General features: G+C 68.7%; 21 protein-coding genes. 7 read left to right on the forward strand and 14 right to left on the reverse strand.

Annotation, left to right across the window (positions count from 1 at the left end; genetic code table 11):
* Nucleotides 1-20 precede the first annotated feature (20 nt).
* Nucleotides 21-929: an NAD(P)/FAD-dependent oxidoreductase gene (locus M2317_RS14885; RefSeq protein ID WP_429461451.1), complete on the forward strand. Its 909-nt coding sequence runs from the start codon at nucleotides 21-23 to the stop codon at nucleotides 927-929.
* Nucleotides 930-960: 31 nt separating this feature from the next.
* On the opposite strand, the gene M2317_RS14890 is transcribed toward M2317_RS14885, so the two are convergent.
* The 4 genes from M2317_RS14890 to M2317_RS14905 are packed head-to-tail and all read right to left on the reverse strand — an operon-like array spanning nucleotide 961 to nucleotide 3,102.
* Complete coding sequence (locus tag M2317_RS14890) at nucleotides 961-1,584, reverse strand: histidine phosphatase family protein (RefSeq protein ID WP_429461453.1); 624 nt, start codon at nucleotides 1,582-1,584, stop codon at nucleotides 961-963.
* Nucleotides 1,585-1,587: 3 nt separating this feature from the next.
* Nucleotides 1,588-1,953 carry a DUF5684 domain-containing protein gene (locus M2317_RS14895; RefSeq protein WP_429461455.1) on the reverse strand — a complete coding sequence of 122 codons (366 nt, stop codon included), beginning with the start codon at nucleotides 1,951-1,953 and terminating at the stop codon, nucleotides 1,588-1,590.
* Nucleotides 1,954-1,982: 29 nt separating this feature from the next.
* Nucleotides 1,983-2,279, reverse strand: a complete 297-nt coding sequence (locus M2317_RS14900; RefSeq protein WP_429461457.1) for a transcriptional regulator — start codon at nucleotides 2,277-2,279, stop codon at nucleotides 1,983-1,985.
* Nucleotides 2,260-3,102, reverse strand: a complete 843-nt coding sequence (locus tag M2317_RS14905) for a hypothetical protein (RefSeq protein ID WP_429461459.1) — start codon at nucleotides 3,100-3,102, stop codon at nucleotides 2,260-2,262. Before M2317_RS14905 ends, M2317_RS14900 begins: the two co-directional genes overlap by 20 nt.
* 110 nt (nucleotides 3,103-3,212) lie before the next feature.
* Between M2317_RS14905 and aspS the strand changes: the two genes are divergently transcribed.
* Complete coding sequence (gene aspS / locus M2317_RS14910; protein WP_429461461.1) at nucleotides 3,213-4,994, forward strand: aspartate--tRNA ligase; 1,782 nt, start codon at nucleotides 3,213-3,215, stop codon at nucleotides 4,992-4,994.
* A gap of 116 nt (nucleotides 4,995-5,110) precedes the next feature.
* Here aspS and M2317_RS14915 read toward each other — a convergent pair whose 3' ends face one another.
* Nucleotides 5,111-5,560: a hypothetical protein gene (locus M2317_RS14915; RefSeq protein ID WP_429461463.1), complete on the reverse strand. Its 450-nt coding sequence runs from the start codon at nucleotides 5,558-5,560 to the stop codon at nucleotides 5,111-5,113.
* Nucleotides 5,561-5,677: 117 nt separating this feature from the next.
* On the opposite strand from M2317_RS14915, the gene M2317_RS14920 reads away from it, so the two are divergent.
* The 3 genes from M2317_RS14920 (at nucleotide 5,678) to M2317_RS14930 (ending at nucleotide 9,049) form a co-directional block, all read left to right on the forward strand.
* Nucleotides 5,678-5,860 (forward strand): YegP family protein, encoded by a 183-nt coding sequence (locus M2317_RS14920; RefSeq protein ID WP_429461464.1) that lies wholly within the window; start codon nucleotides 5,678-5,680, stop codon nucleotides 5,858-5,860.
* A 169-nt stretch (nucleotides 5,861-6,029) separates the two neighbouring features.
* Nucleotides 6,030-8,045, forward strand: a complete 2,016-nt coding sequence (locus M2317_RS14925) for an aldo/keto reductase (protein ID WP_429461465.1) — start codon at nucleotides 6,030-6,032, stop codon at nucleotides 8,043-8,045.
* Nucleotides 8,024-9,049 carry a LacI family DNA-binding transcriptional regulator gene (locus tag M2317_RS14930; RefSeq protein WP_429461467.1) on the forward strand — a complete coding sequence of 342 codons (1,026 nt, stop codon included), beginning with the start codon at nucleotides 8,024-8,026 and terminating at the stop codon, nucleotides 9,047-9,049. Before M2317_RS14925 ends, M2317_RS14930 begins: the two co-directional genes overlap by 22 nt.
* Nucleotides 9,050-9,062: 13 nt before the next feature.
* Here M2317_RS14930 and M2317_RS14935 read toward each other — a convergent pair whose 3' ends face one another.
* The 9 genes from M2317_RS14935 to M2317_RS14975 form a co-directional block, all read right to left on the reverse strand.
* Nucleotides 9,063-9,818, reverse strand: a complete 756-nt coding sequence (locus tag M2317_RS14935; protein WP_429461469.1) for an amino acid ABC transporter ATP-binding protein — start codon at nucleotides 9,816-9,818, stop codon at nucleotides 9,063-9,065.
* Nucleotides 9,815-10,606 (reverse strand): amino acid ABC transporter permease, encoded by a 792-nt coding sequence (locus M2317_RS14940; protein WP_429461471.1) that lies wholly within the window; start codon nucleotides 10,604-10,606, stop codon nucleotides 9,815-9,817. Before M2317_RS14940 ends, M2317_RS14935 begins: the two co-directional genes overlap by 4 nt.
* A gap of 31 nt (nucleotides 10,607-10,637) precedes the next feature.
* The gene (locus M2317_RS14945; protein ID WP_429461473.1) at nucleotides 10,638-11,456 is read right to left on the reverse strand and encodes a transporter substrate-binding domain-containing protein; all 819 of its coding nucleotides are present in this window, start codon (nucleotides 11,454-11,456) and stop codon (nucleotides 10,638-10,640) included.
* 143 nt (nucleotides 11,457-11,599) lie between these two features.
* The gene (locus M2317_RS14950) at nucleotides 11,600-11,902 is read right to left on the reverse strand and encodes a Dabb family protein (RefSeq protein WP_429461475.1); all 303 of its coding nucleotides are present in this window, start codon (nucleotides 11,900-11,902) and stop codon (nucleotides 11,600-11,602) included.
* Nucleotides 11,899-12,156: a glutaredoxin family protein gene (locus tag M2317_RS14955; RefSeq protein ID WP_429461476.1), complete on the reverse strand. Its 258-nt coding sequence runs from the start codon at nucleotides 12,154-12,156 to the stop codon at nucleotides 11,899-11,901. Before M2317_RS14955 ends, M2317_RS14950 begins: the two co-directional genes overlap by 4 nt.
* Nucleotides 12,153-12,455, reverse strand: a complete 303-nt coding sequence (locus tag M2317_RS14960) for a rhodanese-like domain-containing protein (RefSeq protein WP_429461478.1) — start codon at nucleotides 12,453-12,455, stop codon at nucleotides 12,153-12,155. The genes M2317_RS14955 and M2317_RS14960 overlap by 4 nt, the downstream gene beginning before the upstream one ends.
* A 106-nt stretch (nucleotides 12,456-12,561) precedes the next feature.
* A complete protein-coding gene (locus tag M2317_RS14965) occupies nucleotides 12,562-12,660 on the reverse strand; it encodes a 30S ribosomal protein bS22 (protein ID WP_003792170.1) in 99 nt (32 codons plus the stop codon).
* Nucleotides 12,661-12,784: 124 nt separating this feature from the next.
* Entirely contained in the window at nucleotides 12,785-12,976 is a 192-nt protein-coding gene (locus tag M2317_RS14970) for a helix-turn-helix domain-containing protein (RefSeq protein WP_429461479.1), read from the reverse strand.
* Between the two features lie 87 nt (nucleotides 12,977-13,063).
* The gene (locus tag M2317_RS14975) at nucleotides 13,064-13,984 is read right to left on the reverse strand and encodes a TetR/AcrR family transcriptional regulator (protein WP_429461481.1); all 921 of its coding nucleotides are present in this window, start codon (nucleotides 13,982-13,984) and stop codon (nucleotides 13,064-13,066) included.
* A gap of 104 nt (nucleotides 13,985-14,088) precedes the next feature.
* Between M2317_RS14975 and M2317_RS14980 the strand changes: the two genes are divergently transcribed.
* Both M2317_RS14980 and M2317_RS14985 read left to right on the forward strand, forming a co-directional pair.
* Nucleotides 14,089-15,006, forward strand: coding sequence for an ATP-binding cassette domain-containing protein (locus M2317_RS14980; RefSeq protein ID WP_429461483.1), 918 nt, complete (start codon nucleotides 14,089-14,091; stop codon nucleotides 15,004-15,006).
* A complete protein-coding gene (locus M2317_RS14985; protein WP_429461485.1) occupies nucleotides 15,003-15,818 on the forward strand; it encodes an ABC transporter permease in 816 nt (271 codons plus the stop codon). Before M2317_RS14980 ends, M2317_RS14985 begins: the two co-directional genes overlap by 4 nt.
* Nucleotides 15,819-15,823 lie beyond the last annotated feature (5 nt).

Below are 15,823 nucleotides of genomic sequence, written 5' to 3' on the forward strand. Positions count from 1 at the left end.
CAAGATCGGGAGGAGAACTCATGTACGACGTGATCGTGATCGGTGCAGGCCCCGCGGGCCTGCAGACGGCTCTGACGCTGGGGCGGATGCATCGTTCGGTGCTGGTGCTGGACTCGGGCGAGTACCGCAACGGACCTGTGGCGCACATGCACAACGTCGTCGGGAACGACGGGACGCCGCCTGCGGAGTTCCGTGCGTCCGCCAGGGCGCAGTTGGCCGCCTACGGCGACGTCGAGATGAGGGATGCCGCGGCGACGCGGGTCACCGGCGAGCGCGACGACTTCACCGTGGAGCTCGCCGACGGCACGTCGGAGCGCGCACGCCGGATCGTCCTGGCGACCGGCGTCGCCGATGTGCTCCCCGCGGTCCCCGGGCTCGACGATCTGTGGGGCCGAGGCGCCTACAACTGCCCCTTCTGCGACGGGCACGAGTTCAGCGGTGCCCGCATCGGCATCCTCGGCGCGACCGAACGCAGCGCGCATCTGATCGGGATGCTGGGCCGGATCGCCGGTGAGATCGTCGTGTTCCCGCTCGACGGCACCACTGATCCCGATGTCGTGGCGCAGCTCACGCGGGCCGGAGCCACGGTGCACCGCGCCCCGGTCACGAGCGTCGGTGGAGCGGACGGCGACCTGACGGTACGCACCGCGGACGGCGATGCGGCGGTCGCCGGGCTGTTCGTGGCCGCCGGCTCGGTGCGTCAGCGAGCGCCGTTCGCCGAACAGCTCGGCCTCCGGATGCTGCCCTCTGGCGCGATCGAGGTCGACGATTTCGGCAGCACCTCACGGCCGGGCATCAGCGCAGCGGGGGACCTCGCGCACCGGGCCGCACTGCCCGGGATCATGGCGTCCGTCATCGCTGCGGCCGCGGCCGGGCAGCTGGCCGCCGTCGGGGTCGTCAGAGAGCTCATGGTCGCCCCCGCGCAGTGACGAGGAGCGTCGACTCGGCGTCCGCAGGTCCTCAGACCGCGCCCAGATCCACGCCGACCGCGGCCGGCTCCGCATAGCCGACCTCGCGCCAGACGTCTCCGACGCGCTCGAAGGACGTGACGCTGGAGAGCGAGCAGCGGCGTGTGCGCGGGTCGTGCCGGAGCGGCAGGCCCGCGACCGACAGGTGCGTGATCCAGATCGGCGCCTGGTGCGAGACGAACACGATGTCACCGGCATCCGCCTCGTGCCAGGCGTCGTCCATCGCCTGACGCATGCGCTCGGCGATCGAGGCGTACGCCTCGCCCCAGCTCGGCGTGGACGGGCGGCGCAGATGCCACCAATTGCGCGGATCGCGCAGTGCTTTGCGCATGCGCGTGCCCTCGAAGACGTTGGTGGGCTCGATGATCCGGTCGTCTATCTGCGCCGGGAGCCCGAGCAGATCGGTGAACGGCTCCGCGGACTCACGGGCGCGCTGCAGGGGCGAGCAGCGCAACTGGACGACCGCGTGATCGAGGCCGACGACGTACTCGGCGGCCGCCGCGGCCATGGCCCGGCCTGCGTCGCTCAGGCGGAAGTTCGGCAGTCGGCCGTAGAGCACGCGGTCGGGGTTGTGCACCTCGCCGTGTCGGACGAGGTGCAGACGTTCAGCCGGCACGGATCAGACCTTCCGGTACTCGGCCGACCCGAATCCGATGATGAGATGCCCGACGAACGGGAAGAGCCAGAGCAGGAAGAACGAGAAGGCCCCGCCCTTGCCGAAGTTCGCGCCCTCCTTGATCGCCACCACGATCGCGAACACGAAGTTGACGACGGGGATGAGGTAGAGCAGCGCGAGCCACCCGGACATGCCCGCGATCTTCACCAGGATGACCCAGTTGACGATCGGGATCAGCGCCAGGATGCCGGGATAGCCAGCCTTGGCGAACACCTTCCACATCGTCACCGCGTACAGCAGGTAGAGCACGATGCCCGTCAGCACCGAACCGGTCGAGAAGAGCTGCTCGGTGATCAGATTCGAGTCCATGGCCGCGAGTCTAGCGAGAGCCCCCGCGTTCACGTCTGCCCCGTGATCGCCCGCAGCGCCGTGATGTGACGCTCGAGCGCACGCCGACCTTTGACGGTCGAACGCACCCAGGTGCGGGGACGCGCGCCGACGTATCCCTTGGTGACCTTCACGTAGCCGAGCTTCTCGAGGTGGGAGATGCCCTTGCTCAGGGCCGAATCATCGGACTCGATCAGGTCGCGCAGACTCGCGAAATCCAGCTCGACGTCGCCGCCGAGAGCTGCCATGACCGAAAGGCGCACTGGTGTGAGCAGCGCCTCGTCGAGGTCATGCCGCGGATGCGCCACGGCTGCGTCCGGGGAGGATGGCGGAGACGATGAGGGATGCCGCGACGAGCGCCCCTGCGCCGGCGGCGATGCCGGGGGTGACGACGTGGGTCGCTGCGATCAGCAGAGCGAGCGCGAACATGATCGTCGATGCGATGCCGAACGCGATCCACTGCGGGAGGCGCCACTCGTAGCCGACGTTGAGGAATCCCCACGGCAGACTCCGCACGGACATTGCGATCAGGACGATGACCATCCCGAACAGCATCACGAGCCAGCCGAGCGCAGGCACGAACACGACCGCGCACGTCAGACCGAAGAAGACGCCGAGGAAAGCGGTCGTGAGCCGCACGGGCAGCGACAGCCACCTCGAACGGTCATCCGTCGGATCCGAAGCGGACGTTGCACTCGAGCGGAGCATGAGGCCGAGCGGCCGATGGCCGAACGCCGCGAAAGTGACCAGGGCGGCAGCGAGCGGGATCCACCAGGGCGGGGGACCTGCCATGAACGCCCAGGCGAGGGTGCCGACGATCATGATGGCGAAGACCACCGAGCCGATCAGGTCGAGCTGTGTCGGCCGAAGCCTTTCTTTGAAGCGTTCATTGGCGCCGCCGATGAGTGCGGACGAGATGATCAACGGCGCGAGGACCAATGTCATCGTCGTACCTTGGAAACCGCCTCTGCCACTCTCTGCAGCAGCCAGTCCGAGCAGCACCCCGACATACGCCGCCATGAACACCGCATACGCCAACTGCAGCATCGCGTGCGCGCGCGGCATCCGCTCTGCCCGTGACCGCAGGTCGGCGATGCGGTCGAGCGTCCCGGCTTCCTGGTCACTTTCCATTTGGAAAGTATCTGCCGGATGCCAAGCATCCGCAACCCCCTCCCGCCGGTGCTTCCCGCGCGCGCCCGTAGAATAGCCAGGTTCCCTTTTCCGAACTGGAGGAATCTTCCGTGCTTCGCACTCACACGACCGGCTCCCTGCGAGCCGAGCACATCGGTCAGACCGTCACCCTCACGGGTTGGGTCGATCGTCGTCGTGATCACGGAGGAGTCGCGTTCATCGATCTCCGCGATGCCTCGGGCATCGCCCAGGTGGTCATCCGCGACGAGGCGATCGCGCACCCGCTGCGCAGCGAATTCGTCCTGAAGGTCACCGGCACCGTGTCCGCGCGACCGGCGGGCAACGAGAACCCGAACCTGCCGACCGGCGAGATCGAGGTCATCGCCTCCGAGGTCGTCGTGCTCAACGAGTCCGCTCCCCTGCCGTTCCAGGTGTCCACGGGTCTCGAAGGCGGCGACCCGATCGGCGAGGACGTGCGGTTCAAGCACCGCTACCTCGACCTGCGACGTCCGTCGTCGGCATCCGCTCTGCGCCTGCGCTCCGATGTGAACAAGGCGATCCGCGACGTGCTGCACGCGCGCGACTTCCTCGAGGTCGAGACGCCGACGCTGACGAAGTCGACCCCGGAGGGCGCCCGCGACTTCGTCGTTCCCGCTCGCCTGCACCCGGGCAGCTGGTACGCGCTGCCGCAGTCGCCGCAGCTGTTCAAGCAGCTGCTCATGGTCGGCGGCGTCGAGAAGTACTACCAGATGGCCCGTTGCTACCGCGATGAGGACTTCCGCGCCGACCGTCAGCCCGAGTTCACGCAGCTCGACATCGAGATGGCCTTCGTCGACCAGGAAGACGTCATCGCCCTGATGGAGGAGCTCATCCCCGCGATGTGGGCGACCATCGGCGTCGAGGTGCAGACCCCGCTGCCGCGCATCACCTACGCCGACGCCATGGCGAAGTACGGCTCCGACAAGCCGGACCTGCGCTTCGGCCTGGAGCTCGTCGAGGCGACGGAGTACTTCTCGGAGACCCCGTTCCGCGTCTTCCAGTCCGACTACGTCGGTGCTGTCGTCATGCCCGGCGGTGCGTCGCAGCCGCGCAAGGTGCTGGACGCCTGGCAGGAGTGGGCGAAGCAGCGCGGCGCACGCGGCCTCGCCTACGTCCTGTTCAACGAGGACGGCACTCTCGGCGGCCCCGTCGCCAAGAACCTGTCCGAGACCGAGCAGGCCGGGCTCGCCGAGCTCGTCGGTGCGAAGCCGGGCGACTGCGCGTTCTTCGCCGCCGGCTCCGCGAAGGACTCCCGAGCGCTGCTGGGCGCCGCGCGCGTCGAGATCGGCCGCCGGCTCGGTCTGCTCGACCCCGACACGTTCGCCTTCACCTGGGTCGTCGACGCTCCGATGTTCGAGCCGGCAGCGGATGCCGTGGCATCCGGCGACGTCGCCGTCGGCGCCGGCGCCTGGACGGCCGTGCACCACGCGTTCACCGGCCCGAAGCCCGAGTTCGCGGACACTTTCGACACCGACCCCGGCTCGGCGCTCGCCTACGCGTACGACATCGTGTGCAACGGCTCGGAGCTCGGCGGTGGCTCGATCCGCATCCACCGCGAGGACGTGCAGAAGCGCGTGTTCGAAGTCATGGGCATCAGCGACGAAGTGGCCGACGAGCAGTTCGGCTTCCTGCTGGACGCCTTCAAGTTCGGCGCCCCGCCGCACGGCGGCATCGCGCTGGGCATGGACCGCGTGCTGCAGCACCTCACCAAGACCGAGTCGATCCGCGAGGTCATCGCGTTCCCGAAGACCGGCAACGGCTTCGACCCGCTGACCTCGGCTCCGGCTCCCATCACGGATCAGCAGCGTGCTGAGGCCGGCGTCGACTTCGTCCCGGAGGATGCCGAGGCCTGAGCCGCCCCCTCCCTGGAGACCGCCGCGGCGAGACCCCTCCTGTCTGCGAGACCCCGTCGTATCCACGTCGATACGACGGGGTCTCGCCATTCAGGAGAGGTCTCGCGGACGGGAAGTCACGCCTCGTCGGCGTCGGACAGGTCCTCCACAGACACGGGGGTGCGCCCGGCGAACAGTACGCCGATGCCGTACTCCTCCGCGATCGCGAGCGGGCTCTCCGCGAAGCGGATCATCCACGTGCCGTCCTGCCACACCACGACCTCGGGCTCATCGAACGGCGCCGGTTGCCGAGTGAGCAGCGCGCGCTGACCGGCAGGGAGATCCCACCGGTCCCCGCCGAGCTCTGTGACGAGGAACTGCTCTGCGACGGTCCGGAGCTCGTCGAAGTCCGCGATGGCACCGACCGCGGCATCCAGAGCCTGAGCGGACGGCTCGTCCGCCGGCTCGATCAGCAGAGTGATCTCGCCGCCGTCGAACGCGCCGCTCCAGCAGGCGATGTCCTCGGGTGCGTCCAGTCGGTCGAGGGCGATTCCATTCACGTCGATCGTCTGCGGCAGTTGCGTCATGCGCACAGTCAAGCAGGTTCTGTCCCGGGGTCGCGCTCTTCCGCTCAGCATCCCGCGCCCGCTACCGTGTGACGCGGGTGACCTCTCGGCGCCCATCACCCAGGGGAAGGATGCCTCGTGGCAGGCAGATTCGAGCTGTATCAGGACAAGGGCGGAGACTACCGGTTCCGCCTCAAGGCCGGCAACGGCGAGGTCATCGCGACCGGCCAGGGCTACGCATCGAAGGCGGGCGCACTGAACGGGATCGACTCGGTCCGGCGCAATGCGGCCGACGCCGAGGTCGTCGAGGTCGACGGCTGAGGCGGTGACCAGGGCCCCTGCCGCGGATGCCGCGGCAGGGGCCCTCTGCTGTGCCCGGCGCGAGCATCCCCCGTCTCGTGAGCGTTCACGGAGTTCTTGACTGCGGCCCGGCGCGAGACTATCGTGACAAGCCCGTGAACGTTCACGCATCCTGCTCGAAAGGACAATGGTGACCCCTCAGCTCGCAGTCGAAGACACCCGCACACGCACCGGCGGATGGGCCGTGCTCGGCCCGGGGGGCATCGCTCGACGATTCCTCGCCGGCCTCGCCTCCAGCGACGGCGAACTCGTCGCGGTCGGCAGTTCCGACAGTTCGCGCGCCCGTGCGTTCGCCGATGAGGCGCAGCAGCAGGGCGCCGTCGATGTGACGGCGGACGGCTACGCGCAGGCCCTCGCCGACCCGCGCGTCGACGCCGTGTACGTCTCCAGCGTGCACACCGGGCATCCCGCCCTCGTGCTCGAGGCGATCGCCGCAGGCAAGGCCGTGCTGTGCGAGAAGCCGCTGTCCGTGAACCACGGCACGACGATGGCGCTCGTCGATGCCGCACGCCAGGCCGGCGTCCCGCTCGTCGAGGCGTACATGTACCGCTTCCACCCGCAGACGCGCGCCGTGCTCGACCTCGTCCGCGAGGGCGCGATCGGACGGGTCACGCACATCGACGCATCCTTCGCCTTCCGGGTCGGCGAGCGAGCCGGAAGGCTGTTCGACCCGGCCGTCGCCGGCGGCGGAATCCTCGACGTCGGCGGCTACCCGACCACGATGGCCGCTGCGATCGTGGATGCCGCCGATGGCGTGCACGCGTCCGAGCCCGTCGAGCTGACGGCATCCGGAACCCTGGGCCCCACCGGCGTCGACGAGTGGACCGTCGCGAAGGCGACCTACCGCAGCGGCATCACGGCGACGCTCACCACGGGTGTCATGGCACCGGCCGAGAACACGGTGACGATCCTGGGCGAGCGCGGCAGCATCCGCATCGCGGAGCCGTGGGTGCCCGCGGGCGACACCACGATCGAGATCGCCGCGACCGACGGCGTCCGCACCATCACGATCGATGCGACGGACGCCTACGGTCTCGAGGCGGACGCCACCATCGCGGCCCTCCGTGAAGGCCGCGCGGATGCACCCGAGATGACGTCGGCCGAGACGCTGGCGACCGCGCGCACGCTCGACCGGTGGCGCGCCGCGATCGGACTGCAGTACGCCTTCGAGGCCGATGACGTCGACATCCCGCCGGTCCGCGCGGCATCCGGCGGGAGCACCGCGACGGTCATGCAGTACGGGGAGATCCCCGGCATCGACAAGCGCGTCTCGCGGCTCGTGATGGGCGTCGACAACCAGCCGAACCTCGCACATGCCTCGGCGGTCTTCGACGTCTACGCCGAGCAGGGCGGCAACGTCTTCGACACCGCCTACATCTACGGCGACGGCGACCTCGAGCGGCGCCTCGGACGCTGGATCGCGAACCGCGGCATCCGCGAGGAGGTCGTGGTCATCACCAAGGGCGGGCACACGCCGCACTGCGACCCGGAATCCGTGTCTCGTCAGCTGATCGAGAGCCTGGAACGACAGGGCACCGACTACGCCGACATCTATATGCTCCACCGCGACAACCCGGATGTCCCCGTCGGGGAGTTCGTCGATGTCCTCGACGAACATGCGCGCGCGGGGCGCATCCGCGTGTTCGGCGGTTCGAACTGGACTCCGGAGCGCATCGACGAGGCCAACGCCTACGCCGCGGCGAACGGCCGTCAGGGGTTCGGCGTCGTCAGCGACCACTTCGGACTCGCCGAAGCCTACGACGTGCCGTGGGCGGGGTGCGTTCACGTGACGGATGCCGCGTCCCGACGCTGGCTCGAGGAGCGGCAGCTCCCCCTCCTGCCCTGGTCGTCTCAGGCGCGCGGCTTCTTCGCCGGCCGCGCCCACCCGGACGATCTCAGCGATCCCGAGCTCGTGCGCTGCTATTACAGCGACGACAACTTCGAGCGTCTGCGCCGCGCAGAGCACCTCGGTGCCGAGCGCGGGGTACCGACGACGGCGATCGCGCTCGCCTACGTCCTGGCGCAGCCGTTCCCCACGTTCCCCCTCTTCGGACCCCGTACGATCGAGGAGACCCGCTCGTCGATGCGGGGACTCACCGTCGATCTCACGGCCGAAGAGGTGGCATGGCTGAACCTGGGCAGCTGACCGAGCGGGGCGATCCCGCTGAGGGATCGCCCCGCCGTCGGGCGACCATCCTCGACGTCGCCGCAGCCGCGGGCGTCTCGCGTCAGACGGTCACCCGCGCGATCAACGACATGCCGGGCATCAGCGCCGAGACCAAGCGCCGCGTCCTCGATGCCGCGAGCGCGCTCTCCTATCGACCGTCCCGCTTCGGCCGAGGGCTGGTCACCGGCGGCGATCGCCAGCTCGGTCTGGTCGTCAGCGATCTGCGCAATCCGTACTCGCCGGAGCTCGCCGCAGCGATGGTCCGTCGTGCGGCCGTCGACGGATGGAGCGTCTCGCTGGTCGACATCGGTCTGGCCGGGGCCGCCGACCGGATGCTGCACTCGCTGCATGCGCAGGTGGATGTCGTCGTCGGCTATCTCGGCGCGTGGGGTCCGGAGTGGGGGCTCCGGTTCGGCACGACGCCGCTCATCCTCCTCGACGCCGGCGACGAGTCGCCGCACCCCGGAGTGCTCCTGGACCCCGCCGCCGCGATCGACGACCTCGCGGCCCACCTCGCCGCGGTCGGCACGCGGCGTCCCGTCGTGCTGGACGCGTCGGAGCCCCACGCCGCAAGCGGTCGCGGGCTCGAGATGATCGCCGCGCTCGAACGCCGCGGCCTCGCGCCCGAACTCGTCCACGCCGCCGCCTCCACGCCGGAGCACGCCTCGGCCGTCGCCGCCCAGATCATCCGCCGAAGCGCACGTCCGGATGCGATCCTCGCGTTCAACGACCTCATGGCCTTCGGCGTGCTGTCGGCGTGCCGGCACGCCGGACTCGACGTCCCCGGCGACATCCGCGTGGCCGGCGTCGACGGCCTCTCGATCGGCACGCTCGTCGCGCCGACGCTCACGACGCTCGCCGTCGACCTCGACGAGGTCGCCCGCCACACGCTCGAACTGGCCGTCGCGCTCTCGGACGGGGATGCCGGCGTCGACGCGCATCGGGTCGTCAGTCACCGGCTGGTGCTGCGCGAGTCAGCCTGACGAGCGACCGCGGCTACAGCACCCGCGAGAGGAAGTCCTTCGTCCGCTGATGCTGCGGGTCGGTGAGCACCGCGCGCGGGTCGCCCTCCTCGACGATCACGCCGCCGTCCATGAAGATCAGGCGGGATCCGACCTCGCGCGCGAACCCCATCTCGTGGGTCACGACGAGCATCGTCATCCCCTCTTCGGCGAGCGTCCGCATGACCTGCAGCACCTCGCCGACGAGCTCGGGGTCGAGCGCGGACGTCGGCTCGTCGAAGAGCATCATGTCCGGGTTCATGCACAGCGCCCGCGCGATCGCCACGCGCTGCTGCTGGCCGCCGGACAGGTGCCCCGGATACGCATCGACCTTGTCGGCCAGCCCGACCCGGTCGAGCATCTCGCGGGCGACCTTCTCGGCATCCGCTTTGGCTCTCTTCAGCACCCGGCGCTGCGCGAGCGTCAGGTTTCCGAGCACGTCGAGGTGCGGGAACAGGTTGAAGCTCTGGAACACCATGCCGATGCGCGTGCGGACCCGGTCGATGTCGGTGCCCTCATCGAGGATGTCGATCCCCTCGATCAGGATCTTCCCGCCGGTGGGCTCCTCCAGGAGATTCACCGAGCGCAGCAGGGTGGACTTGCCCGAGCCGGATGGCCCGATCACGCAGACGACCTCACCGGCCGACACGATCAGATCGATGCCCTTGAGCACCTCGTTGTCGCCGAAGGTCTTCACCAGGCCGCGGGCCTCGATCGCCGGAGCGTGGATGTCGATCAGATCCGTGCTCATCGCTGCCTCGCCAGTCGTCGTTCGAGCCACGCGGCCAGGCGCGTCAGCGGGATGGTCACGATCAGGTAGAGCGCCGCGGCCACGACGAGCGCCGTGCCGTTCGCCGTCGCCGACGAACTGTCGCGCGCGAATGTGGTCAGCTCGCGCGACATGATCGTCGTACCGGCGATGTAGACCAGCGAGGTGTCCTTGAGCAGCAGCACGAATTCATTCGTGAGCGGCGGGATGATGATGCGGAACCCCTGCGGCAGCACGACCCAGAACATCGTCTTGGTCGGCGACATGCCCAGCGATCTGGATGCCTCGGTCTGCCCCTTCGGCACCGCCTGGATGCCGGCGCGGATGACCTCGGCCATGTACGCCGAGGCGACCATGATCAGACCGACCACGCCCTGCGCCGCCGGACCGCCCGGGACCTTGATCCCGAGTCCGATCGGCAGCATGAACGCGACGGCGAAGATCGTCAGCAGTGCGGGGAGCCCCCGGAACAGCTCGATCCACGCGGTCGCGAACCAGCGGAACGGCAGGATGCTGGAGAGCTTGAGGATCGCGAGCAGGATGCCGAGAATTGCGCCGCCGGCGAATCCGATCAGGGTGTACAGCAGCGTGTTGACCAGCGCCACCGTGACGATGTCCGGGAACAGGCCGGCCGCGACCTCGGGGTTGAGGAACTGCTTGCTGAAGCGCGGCCAGTCCGTCGCCAGGATCGCCCATCCGACGACGGCGACGAAGAGGGCGTACATCGCCAGACGATACAGGCGCTGCCTGGTCCTGCGTTTCATCGCCATCGTCGTACTCCGTCGTACCGGTGGAAGCGGATCACTCGGCGGCGAAGTAGGAGTCGTAGATCTCCTGGTAGGTGCCGTCGTCGCGCAGATCGGCGAGTGCACCGTTCACCGCTTCGAGCAGCTCGGTCTTCTCGTCCTTCGCGAAGGCGAAGCCGTAGGACTCCTCGGTGTCGTACTCCTCGACGATCGTGTACGTGTCATCGGCACGCACGTGTTCGACGTTCACCGGAAGGTCCTGCAGGATGGCATCGACCTGACCCGCCTGGATCGCCGGCCACAGCTCGCCGTCGGACGGCAGGCGCACGATCTCGGTGCCCTCCGGCGCATTGTCGGTCGTGTAGGCCTCGCCCGTCGTGCCCTGCTGGACGCCGACCGTCTTGCCGGCGAGATCGTCGATCGACTTGATGTCGGAATCGGCGGGCACCATCAGCGACTGCAGCGAGTCGTAGTACGGGTCGGAGAAGTCGATGTTCGCCTTGCGCTCATCGGTGATGGTCATGGCTGAGGCACCGATGTCGCACGTGCCCGCGAGCAGCGTCGTACCGGACTGCAGCGCGTCGAAGCCCGTGTCCTGCACCGCGATCTTCAGGTCGAGCTTCTCGGCGACCGCCGTCAGCAGGTCGATGTCGAAGCCCGTGAAGCCGCTGTCCGTGGTGTCGTCGAAGTCCTCGAACGGCGGGTAGGGAACATCCGAGCAGACGGTCAGCGTTCCCGCTTCGACGAGTCCGTAGTCCGCGCCGCCGTCCGGAGCCTGCGCTCCGGGGTCGGTCCCACCGGCGCAGCCGGCGAGGAAGAACACGGATGCGGCCGCGAGGGCGACTCCGGTGACGAGGGTGCGACGACGGGTCATGATCGCTCCAGAGTGATGGGGCGAGGACGCCCGCTGACGTGTGGGTGAACACATCTAAACACGTCGCGGAGCCGATGACCGTGGATATTCGCCGCTGCGAGGTTACGTTTCGGTTTCAGCAGGTGTGGTACTGGGTCCCGCGCTCAGATCTCGAAGTCGACGGCGACCCGCCCCGACACGACGGATCTGATGTACCCGGCGGCCTCCTCGTGCGCGGGGTGCACCTGATATGCCTCGAGCGCCGCGGCATCCGCGAAGTCCGAGACGAGGGTGACGTCCCAGTTCGCGTCGGGATACAGACTGTTCGCGCCCGCCGAGATCGAGAGCAGCTCGGGGACGACGCCTGCGAGGGCGTTCAGCCGCCGCGCGACCTCGGCGGCCTGGGCAGCGCGCTCCGCGGCATCCTCGCTGGCGAGCTTCCACGTGACGACGTGTCGGATGGTCATGCCTTCTCCAGTCTCTCGCGCAGCCGATCGGGCGACACCCGCCAGTGCGCATGCAGTTCGCCGTCGATCAGGAGCACCGGGATCTTCTCCCACCACAGCTCGTACAGTGCGGGGTCGTTCTGGATCGAGGCCTCGACGATCTCGACACGATCCGCCGCCTCGTCCGGGAGTTCGGCGATCACGGCATCCACGACCTCGTGGGCGACGTCGCAGAGGTGGCAGTCGGGCTTGCCGATGATGGTGAGCGTGGTCACGCTGACGGGATCGCGATCTCGCGCCCCTGCGCGACCCACTCCCCCGTGCCGCCGTCGACGTTGGTCACGTCGTAGCCGCGGGCCTCGAGGGCCTCGACGACGCGCGCCGAGCGACCGCCGATCTGGCAGATGACGTGGAACGCCTCGGCCGGCAGTTCCTCGAGGCGGTTGCCGATCTCGGACAGCGGGATGTTCACCGCTCCGGGGACGTGTCCGCGGGCGAATTCATCGCGCTCGCGGACGTCGATGAGCGGGGTGTCCGACCTCTCGGCGAGTTCGGCGACGGTGATCGACTTCATTGCTTCCTCAGGGACGGGGCGCTCTGGCCGGGCTCACGGGAGAGACACAAAGCGCCCCCTGTCGACTCGCTCGAGGAGCAGTCGGGGGCGCTCGTGTCTGGGCCGCTTACTTCTTGTTGCGGCGCTGGTGGCGAGTCTTGCGAAGCAGCTTGCGGTGCTTCTTCTTCGCCATGCGCTTGCGGCGCTTCTTGATGACAGAACCCACGGAAACCTCACTACGTCAGGGGCTGGATGTCGCACAATTCGGGACACCCGGGTACGGGCACGGAAAAATGCCTCGGATCAGTCTAGCAAACCGAACACGGTGCGCCGGTCACGCCTGCATCCGTTCAGCCGGCATCGGCGATCGGGCGCTGCATCGCATCGGCCACGGCCGACTCCGGCACGCGGTAGCTGCGGCCGAATCGGATCGCCGGCAGGTCGCCCGAGTGCACGAGCCGGTACACGGTCATCTTCGACACGCGCATGATCTCGGCGACTTCGGCGACCGTCAGGAAGCGAACGTCTGGAACTTCGGGCATCCCCTGTACCCCTTTCTGCTGAAGCACACTCTAGGGCGAACATGTCACGCGTGTAAACCCACGTGACTGCTGTGACCTGTGTGGCTGTCAGCTGCGCGCGAGGCGTTCACGCGCATCGCGCAGCGCCTGGCGCTCGTGCTTGCGCGCGTCGCGCAGCGCCTTCTCCGCATCCCGCACCGCCTTCTGCGCTTCGCGATACTTCTTGTCTCCGGCGAGCTCCGCCTTCTCGACCGCGAGCCACTCCTGGATCGATGCGTGCTCGTCGCCGCGATCGAGTGCGTCGATGTACATGCCGATGCCGTCGAGCAGGCGCTCGGTCGCGAATCGGAACGGATCCTGCTGATCGACGAACACCCCGGCGTCGATCGCCCGGCGCAGGTGCGGGTACTCGTCCACCGAGATCACGCGGTCGAACAGTGCGGATTCCCGAGCCGAGACCTCGTCCGCCGTGAGACCGGTGACGCGCGACTGCTCCGAGTACCCCGCGAGGACCACCCCGTACCAGCGCGCCTGACCGGTCATCGCGAGCGCGACAGCCAGCCGTTCGGACTCGGTCAGCGGGGTGTCGGCGAGCGACTCGAGGCCGGCATCGATCCACGCCGAGCTGTTGGGGGTGATCGGTGACCCGGTGATCGGGAGCGCCAGGATCCACGGGTGGCGCAGATAGATGAGCACCTGCGCTTCGAACAGTGCGCGGAGCCTGTTCCGCCAGCCCTCCTCCTCGCGATGCGCCTCCGGAGGCAGACCGGTCGCTTCCTCCTGCATCAGCAGCAGCAGGTCGTCCTTCGCACTGACGTACCGGTAGAGCGACATCGGCGTGAAGCCGAGCTTCGCCGCCACGGCCGCCATCGACACTGCGCCGATCCCGTCCGCATCAGCCAGTTCCACCGCGGCCTCGACGATCCGCTCCACACTCATCTCGCGTTTGGGCCCGCGCTGCGGGTTCGCCGCGACGCCCCAGGCCAGCGCGATCCCGCGAGGCAGCTCCGGAAGTTCCTCGTTGGTCATGCCGCCATCCTACTTCTGTTTATTTGCTAAACCGTGTGTTATGGTCATACACAGTTGTATCCGACGTACACAGTTTATGCGCTCCACAGAAAGGAATCACGCTCATGCCCACCCCAGCGATCGAGATCACGGGCCTGCACAAGCGCTTCGGCGATCACGTCGTCCTCGCCGGGATCGACCTGGCGGTCGCCCCCGGCGAGGTGTTCGCGCTGCTCGGCCCGAACGGCGCAGGCAAGACCACCGCCATCAACATCCTCACAACGCTCACGCGGCCCGATGCCGGCATCGTGTCCGTCGGCGGATTCGACGTCCGCACCGACCCGACCGCCGTCCAGCAGCGGATCAGTCTGACGGGCCAATCGGCCGCCGTCGACGACGCCCTCACCGCGACCGAGAACGTCGTGATGTTCGGCCGGCTCTCCGGCCTCGGCCGCGCGGCAGCGCGCCGTCGCTCCACCGAACTGCTCGAGCGCTTCGGACTGGCCGACGCCGCGTCCCGCGCGGTGCGCACCTACTCCGGTGGCATGCGGCGGCGTCTGGACCTCGCGCTGAGCTTCGTCATCACGCCGGAGATCCTGTTCCTCGACGAGCCGACCACCGGACTCGACACCCGCAGCCGGCGCGATCTGTGGGAGATCATCCGTGCGATGGCGGATGCCGGGACCACCGTGTTCCTGACCACGCAGTACCTCGAGGAGGCCGACCAGCTCGCCGACCGGATCGCCGTCCTGAACGACGGACGCATCGTGGCACTCGGCACCGCGGACCAGCTGAAGTCGCGGATCGGCGGTGACACCGTCGAAGTGCACGACGTGCACGGCGACCTGATCCGCGAGGTCGCGACCGATGGCACTCTGCCGGGCCTGCGCCGTGCGCTCGACCTGCTGGACGAGCAGGGAGCAGCGGGCACCGTGAGCCTGCGCCGCCCCACCCTGGACGACGTCTTCCTCACCCTGACCGCGACCGACCGCCCGACCTCCGAAGCGCTGGTGGGCGCCGAATCCATGAAGGAGTCCGCATGACCGGCCTGACCGTCGCACCGGCGGCCCCATCCGTCCCCGCTCTCCGTCCTCGGCTGCGCGGCGCGACCGCCGAGGCGATCTTCGTCGGGCGGAGCCTGCGGCATTCGCTGCGCGATGGCGAATCGCTGCTCATGGCGATCCTGCTGCCCGTGATGCTCATGCTGATGTTCACGTGGGTGTTCGGCGGCGCCATCGATCCGTCCGGCGCGTACGTCGACTACGTGGTGCCGGGCATCATCCTGACGTGCGCCGGGTTCGGCGCGTCGTCGACCGCGGTGTACGTCGCCAACGACATGCGCACCGGCATCATCGACAGGTTCCGCACCATGCCGCTGCGCGCGGGGGCGGTGCTCACCGGTCACGTGGTGGCGAGCCTGATCCGCAACCTCGTCGCGACGTCGATCGTCATCGGCGTCGGCGTGCTCGTGGGATTCCGACCGACCGCCGACTTCGGCGAGTGGGTCGCGACGGGCGCGCTCATCGCGCTGTACATTCTCGCGATCACGTACCTGTTCGCGGCGATCGGGCTGGCCGCGGGCTCGCCGGAGGGCGCGAACGGCTACGGCTTCGTCCTGCTGTTCCTGCCGTACCTTTCGAGCGCCTTCGTCCCTGTCGCCAGCATGCCCGAGTGGCTGCAGCCGATCGCCGAGTACCAGCCGATCACCCCGATCGTCGAGACGATCAGGGCCCTGTTGATGGGGACCCCTGTCGACAGCGAACCGCTGCAGGCGATCGTCTGGTGCGTCGCGATCCTCGTGGTCGCCGTCGTCTGGGGCGCGTGGCTGTTCCGCCGGAAGGCCGGACGGCGCTGACCGCG

This window comes from Microbacterium sp. ZKA21 (assembly GCF_050434165.1).
In the GTDB taxonomy this organism is placed as follows: Bacteria; Actinomycetota; Actinomycetes; order Actinomycetales; family Microbacteriaceae; genus Microbacterium.

Excerpts from the sequence above, each read along its gene's own strand:
- M2317_RS14970 (WP_429461479.1), bottom strand. The coding sequence starts at position 12,976 with ATGCCCGAAGTTCCAGACGTTCGCTTCCTGACGGTCGCCGAAGTCGCC.
- M2317_RS14975 (WP_429461481.1), bottom strand. The coding sequence starts at position 13,984 with ATGACCAACGAGGAACTTCCGGAGCTGCCTCGCGGGATCGCGCTGGCC.
- M2317_RS14960 (WP_429461478.1), bottom strand. The coding sequence starts at position 12,455 with ATGAAGTCGATCACCGTCGCCGAACTCGCCGAGAGGTCGGACACCCCG.
- M2317_RS14885 (WP_429461451.1), top strand. The coding sequence starts at position 21 with ATGTACGACGTGATCGTGATCGGTGCAGGCCCCGCGGGCCTGCAGACG.
- M2317_RS14895 (WP_429461455.1), bottom strand. The coding sequence starts at position 1,953 with ATGGACTCGAATCTGATCACCGAGCAGCTCTTCTCGACCGGTTCGGTG.
- M2317_RS14935 (WP_429461469.1), bottom strand. The coding sequence starts at position 9,818 with ATGAGCACGGATCTGATCGACATCCACGCTCCGGCGATCGAGGCCCGC.
- M2317_RS14940 (WP_429461471.1), bottom strand. The coding sequence starts at position 10,606 with ATGGCGATGAAACGCAGGACCAGGCAGCGCCTGTATCGTCTGGCGATG.
- M2317_RS14915 (WP_429461463.1), bottom strand. The coding sequence starts at position 5,560 with ATGACGCAACTGCCGCAGACGATCGACGTGAATGGAATCGCCCTCGAC.
- M2317_RS14905 (WP_429461459.1), bottom strand. The coding sequence starts at position 3,102 with ATGGAAAGTGACCAGGAAGCCGGGACGCTCGACCGCATCGCCGACCTG.
- M2317_RS14985 (WP_429461485.1), top strand. The coding sequence starts at position 15,003 with ATGACCGGCCTGACCGTCGCACCGGCGGCCCCATCCGTCCCCGCTCTC.
- M2317_RS14930 (WP_429461467.1), top strand. The coding sequence starts at position 8,024 with ATGGCTGAACCTGGGCAGCTGACCGAGCGGGGCGATCCCGCTGAGGGA.
- M2317_RS14980 (WP_429461483.1), top strand. The coding sequence starts at position 14,089 with ATGCCCACCCCAGCGATCGAGATCACGGGCCTGCACAAGCGCTTCGGC.
- M2317_RS14945 (WP_429461473.1), bottom strand. The coding sequence starts at position 11,456 with ATGACCCGTCGTCGCACCCTCGTCACCGGAGTCGCCCTCGCGGCCGCA.
- M2317_RS14950 (WP_429461475.1), bottom strand. The coding sequence starts at position 11,902 with ATGACCATCCGACACGTCGTCACGTGGAAGCTCGCCAGCGAGGATGCC.